2 tRNA genes and 3 rRNA genes are annotated in these 5,445 nt (G+C 53.3%); all 5 read left to right on the forward strand.

The features are described 5' to 3' along the window. The first annotated feature begins 203 nt into the window (after positions 1-203). Positions 204-1,735: ribosomal RNA gene (locus NCS00_RS33090) — 16S ribosomal RNA — on the forward strand. A 63-nt stretch (positions 1,736-1,798) separates the two neighbouring features. After that, a tRNA-Ile gene (locus NCS00_RS33095) sits at positions 1,799-1,875 on the forward strand. 47 nt (positions 1,876-1,922) lie between these two features. Beyond that, positions 1,923-1,998 (forward strand) — tRNA-Ala (locus NCS00_RS33100). Positions 1,999-2,283: 285 nt separating this feature from the next. Then, positions 2,284-5,166, forward strand: a 23S ribosomal RNA gene (locus tag NCS00_RS33105). A 156-nt stretch (positions 5,167-5,322) separates the two neighbouring features. Continuing rightward, positions 5,323-5,435: ribosomal RNA gene (gene rrf, locus NCS00_RS33110) — 5S ribosomal RNA — on the forward strand. Together the 16S, 23S and 5S rRNA genes with 2 tRNA genes alongside form the textbook arrangement of a ribosomal RNA operon. Positions 5,436-5,445: the final 10 nt, after the last annotated feature.

Below are 5,445 nucleotides of genomic sequence, written 5' to 3' on the forward strand. Positions count from 1 at the left end.
TGCTCTTTAAAAACTAACAGCCGATAAGTGTGGGCGCTTGATGGCGAGTGCGGCTGGTTCTTCGGAATCGGCAATAGCAAAAGTATCAAGAGTCTCACACGAAGTATCAGAGGAAGGTTTGTTCATCTTTGGATGGAATAAATCATCGTCAGAACGTTGAGTGAGCGACCTATTCGGAAGAATAGAAAACAGTAACAGGTATTGAACTGAAGAGTTTGATCCTGGCTCAGATTGAACGCTGGCGGCATGCCTTACACATGCAAGTCGAACGGCAGCACGGGGGCAACCCTGGTGGCGAGTGGCGAACGGGTGAGTAATACATCGGAACGTGTCCTGTAGTGGGGGATAGCCCGGCGAAAGCCGGATTAATACCGCATACGACCTAAGGGAGAAAGCGGGGGATCTTCGGACCTCGCGCTATAGGGGCGGCCGATGGCAGATTAGCTAGTTGGTGGGGTAAAGGCCTACCAAGGCGACGATCTGTAGCTGGTCTGAGAGGACGACCAGCCACACTGGGACTGAGACACGGCCCAGACTCCTACGGGAGGCAGCAGTGGGGAATTTTGGACAATGGGGGCAACCCTGATCCAGCAATGCCGCGTGTGTGAAGAAGGCCTTCGGGTTGTAAAGCACTTTTGTCCGGAAAGAAAACTTCGTCCCTAATATGGATGGAGGATGACGGTACCGGAAGAATAAGCACCGGCTAACTACGTGCCAGCAGCCGCGGTAATACGTAGGGTGCGAGCGTTAATCGGAATTACTGGGCGTAAAGCGTGCGCAGGCGGTCTGTTAAGACCGATGTGAAATCCCCGGGCTTAACCTGGGAACTGCATTGGTGACTGGCAGGCTTTGAGTGTGGCAGAGGGAGGTAGAATTCCACGTGTAGCAGTGAAATGCGTAGAGATGTGGAGGAATACCGATGGCGAAGGCAGCCTCCTGGGCCAACACTGACGCTCATGCACGAAAGCGTGGGGAGCAAACAGGATTAGATACCCTGGTAGTCCACGCCCTAAACGATGTCAACTAGTTGTTGGGGATTCATTTCCTTAGTAACGTAGCTAACGCGTGAAGTTGACCGCCTGGGGAGTACGGTCGCAAGATTAAAACTCAAAGGAATTGACGGGGACCCGCACAAGCGGTGGATGATGTGGATTAATTCGATGCAACGCGAAAAACCTTACCTACCCTTGACATGGTCGGAACCCTGCTGAAAGGTGGGGGTGCTCGAAAGAGAACCGGCGCACAGGTGCTGCATGGCTGTCGTCAGCTCGTGTCGTGAGATGTTGGGTTAAGTCCCGCAACGAGCGCAACCCTTGTCCTTAGTTGCTACGCAAGAGCACTCTAAGGAGACTGCCGGTGACAAACCGGAGGAAGGTGGGGATGACGTCAAGTCCTCATGGCCCTTATGGGTAGGGCTTCACACGTCATACAATGGTCGGAACAGAGGGTTGCCAAGCCGCGAGGTGGAGCCAATCCCAGAAAACCGATCGTAGTCCGGATCGCAGTCTGCAACTCGACTGCGTGAAGCTGGAATCGCTAGTAATCGCGGATCAGCATGCCGCGGTGAATACGTTCCCGGGTCTTGTACACACCGCCCGTCACACCATGGGAGTGGGTTTCACCAGAAGTAGGTAGCCTAACCGCAAGGAGGGCGCTTACCACGGTGGGATTCATGACTGGGGTGAAGTCGTAACAAGGTAGCCGTATCGGAAGGTGCGGCTGGATCACCTCCTTTCTCGAGCTTCGCACACGAAGTTAAGCGCTCACGCTTATCGGCTGTTGTTTGAAGACAGGCTTTGGGTCTGTAGCTCAGTCGGTTAGAGCACCGTCTTGATAAGGCGGGGGTCGTTGGTTCGAATCCAACCAGACCCACCACGGTCAAGCTGAGTCAGGCAGTCAGTGAGGCTGCAGACGCAAGACGCGGGGGATTAGCTCAGCTGGGAGAGCACCTGCTTTGCAAGCAGGGGGTCGTCGGTTCGATCCCGTCATCCTCCACCAAGTCCTCAATGCGCAGTGTTTCGTGAAGCACTTTGCATTGGCGATTGAAAGCCAGTTGATGTCGCAGGCGAGTGAAGTGAGCTTGTCGGCTAAACGTTCTTTAACAATCTGGAAGAAGTAGTAAAGAGACTATCTAAAAGCACTTAGAGATGGGTGTGAGTCGGGTAGTCAGGGTAGTGATTGTATCAAGTATGAAAAGTGATCTTGATGATGACTTGGAATACGGCACAACGCGAATACTCAGCCTATGGCGAGGGTGGCTCGAGAGAGACACACTTGTTATAGGGTCAAGCGAACAAGTGCATGTGGTGGATGCCTTGGCGATCACAGGCGATGAAGGACGCGGTAGCCTGCGAAAAGTTGTGGGGAGCTGGCAAACGAGCTTTGATCCACAAATGTCCGAATGGGGAAACCCACTCCTAATGGAGTACCCACAACTGAATACATAGGTTGTGTGGAGCGAACGCGGTGAACTGAAACATCTAAGTAACCGCAGGAAAAGAAATCAACCGAGATTCCCAAAGTAGTGGCGAGCGAAATGGGATCAGCCTGTACTCTTTATCTTTGTTGTTAGTCGAACGCTCTGGAAAGTGCGGCCATAGCAGGTGATAGCCCTGTAGACGAAAACAGCGAGGAAGAACTAGGGGTACGACAAGTAGGGCGGGACACGTGAAATCCTGTCTGAAGATGGGGGGACCATCCTCCAAGGCTAAATACTCGTGATCGACCGATAGTGAACCAGTACCGTGAGGGAAAGGCGAAAAGAACCCCGGGAGGGGAGTGAAATAGATCCTGAAACCGCATGCATACAAACAGTCGGAGCCTGGAAACGGGTGACGGCGTACCTTTTGTATAATGGGTCAGCGACTTACGTTCAGTAGCGAGCTTAACTGATTAAGGCAGGCGTAGCGAAAGCGAGTCCGAACAGGGCGATCAGTTGCTGGGCGTAGACCCGAAACCAAGTGATCTATCCATGGCCAGGTTGAAGGTGCGGTAACACGTACTGGAGGACCGAACCCACTAACGTTGAAAAGTTAGGGGATGAGCTGTGGATAGGGGTGAAAGGCTAAACAAACTTGGAAATAGCTGGTTCTCTCCGAAAACTATTTAGGTAGTGCCTCGTGTATCACCTTCGGGGGTAGAGCACTGTCATGGTTGTGGGGTCCATTGCGGATTACTACGCCATAGCAAACTCCGAATACCGAAGAGTGCAATCACGGGAGACAGACATCGGGTGCTAACGTCCGGTGTCAAGAGGGAAACAACCCAGACCGCCAGCTAAGGTCCCAAAGATTGGCTAAGTGGGAAACGAAGTGGGAAGGCTAAAACAGTCAGGAGGTTGGCTTAGAAGCAGCCACCCTTTAAAGAAAGCGTAATAGCTCACTGATCGAGTCGTCCTGCGCGGAAGATGTAACGGGGCTCAAGCCAGTCACCGAAGCTGCGGATGCGTACGCAAGTACGTGTGGTAGGAGAGCGTTCCGTAAGCCTGCGAAGGTGCGTTGAAAAGCGTGCTGGAGGTATCGGAAGTGCGAATGCTGACATGAGTAGCGATAAAGGGGGTGAAAAGCCCCCTCGCCGTAAGCCCAAGGTTTCCTACGCAACGTTCATCGGCGTAGGGTGAGTCGGCCCCTAAGGCGAGGCAGAAATGCGTAGCTGATGGGAAGCAGGTCAATATTCCTGCACCATTGTTAGATGCGATGGGGGGACGGATCGCGGAAGGTTGTCCGGGTGTTGGACGTCCCGGTCGCTGCGTTGGAGAAGGCACTTAGGCAAATCCGGGTGCGTAATTCAAGGGCGTGGCGCGAGCTTCTTCGGAAGCGAAGCAATTGGAAGTGGTTCCAAGAAAAGCCTCTAAGCTTCAGTCTAACGATGACCGTACCGCAAACCGACACAGGTGGGCGAGATGAGTATTCTAAGGCGCTTGAGAGAACTCGGGAGAAGGAACTCGGCAAATTGGTACCGTAACTTCGGGATAAGGTACGCCCTTGTAGCTTGACTGGCCTGCGCCAGGAGGGTGAAAGGGTTGCAATAAACTGGTGGCTGCGACTGTTTAATAAAAACACAGCACTCTGCAAACACGAAAGTGGACGTATAGGGTGTGACGCCTGCCCGGTGCCGGAAGATTAAATGATGGGGTGCAAGCTCTTGATTGAAGTCCCGGTAAACGGCGGCCGTAACTATAACGGTCCTAAGGTAGCGAAATTCCTTGTCGGGTAAGTTCCGACCTGCACGAATGGCGTAACGATGGCCACACTGTCTCCTCCCGAGACTCAGCGAAGTTGAAGTGTTTGTGATGATGCAATCTCCCCGCGGCTAGACGGAAAGACCCCATGAACCTTTACTGTAGCTTTGCATTGGACTTTGAACCGATCTGTGTAGGATAGGTGGGAGGCTATGAAACCGGAACGCCAGTTTCGGTGGAGCCGTCCTTGAAATACCACCCTGGTTTGTTTGAGGTTCTAACCTTGGCCCGTGATCCGGGTCGGGGACAGTGCATGGTAGGCAGTTTGACTGGGGCGGTCTCCTCCCAAAGCGTAACGGAGGAGTACGAAGGTACGCTAGGTACGGTCGGAAATCGTGCTGATAGTGCAATGGCATAAGCGTGCTTAACTGCGAGACCGACAAGTCGAGCAGGTGCGAAAGCAGGTCATAGTGATCCGGTGGTTCTGTATGGAAGGGCCATCGCTCAACGGATAAAAGGTACTCTGGGGATAACAGGCTGATACCGCCCAAGAGTTCATATCGACGGCGGTGTTTGGCACCTCGATGTCGGCTCATCTCATCCTGGGGCTGTAGCCGGTCCCAAGGGTATGGCTGTTCGCCATTTAAAGAGGTACGTGAGCTGGGTTTAAAACGTCGTGAGACAGTTTGGTCCCTATCTGCCGTGGGCGTTGGATATTTGAAGGGGGCTGCTCCTAGTACGAGAGGACCGGAGTGGACGAACCTCTGGTGTACCGGTTGTGACGCCAGTCGCATCGCCGGGTAGCTATGTTCGGAAGAGATAACCGCTGAAAGCATCTAAGCGGGAAACTCGCCTTAAGATGAGATATCCCCGGGGCTTCGAGCCCCTTGAAGGGTCGTTCCAGACCAGGACGTTGATAGGTCAGGTGTGTAAGTGCAGTAATGCATTGAGCTAACTGATACTAATTGCCCGTAAGGCTTGATCCTATAACCAGTGTGTTTCACGTACTGACCTGGCGCCACAGCGCTTGGTCAATACCACCCCTGGTTGAGTAGCGTTGTGCGACACTCACTCCCCAAACACTTCTACTTCTTCCCAGATTGGTTGTCGCGCCCACCCAGGCGAGACAACAACAAGTCATGCCTGATGACCATAGCGAGTCGGTCCCACCCCTTCCCATCCCGAACAGGACCGTGAAACGACTCCACGCCGATGATAGTGCGGATACCCGTGTGAAAGTAGGTAATCGTCAGGCTCCTCATGCT

Origin of the sequence: Caballeronia sp. AZ1_KS37 (assembly GCF_023631165.1) — a bacterium.
Taxonomy (GTDB): domain Bacteria; phylum Pseudomonadota; class Gammaproteobacteria; order Burkholderiales; family Burkholderiaceae; genus Caballeronia; species Caballeronia zhejiangensis.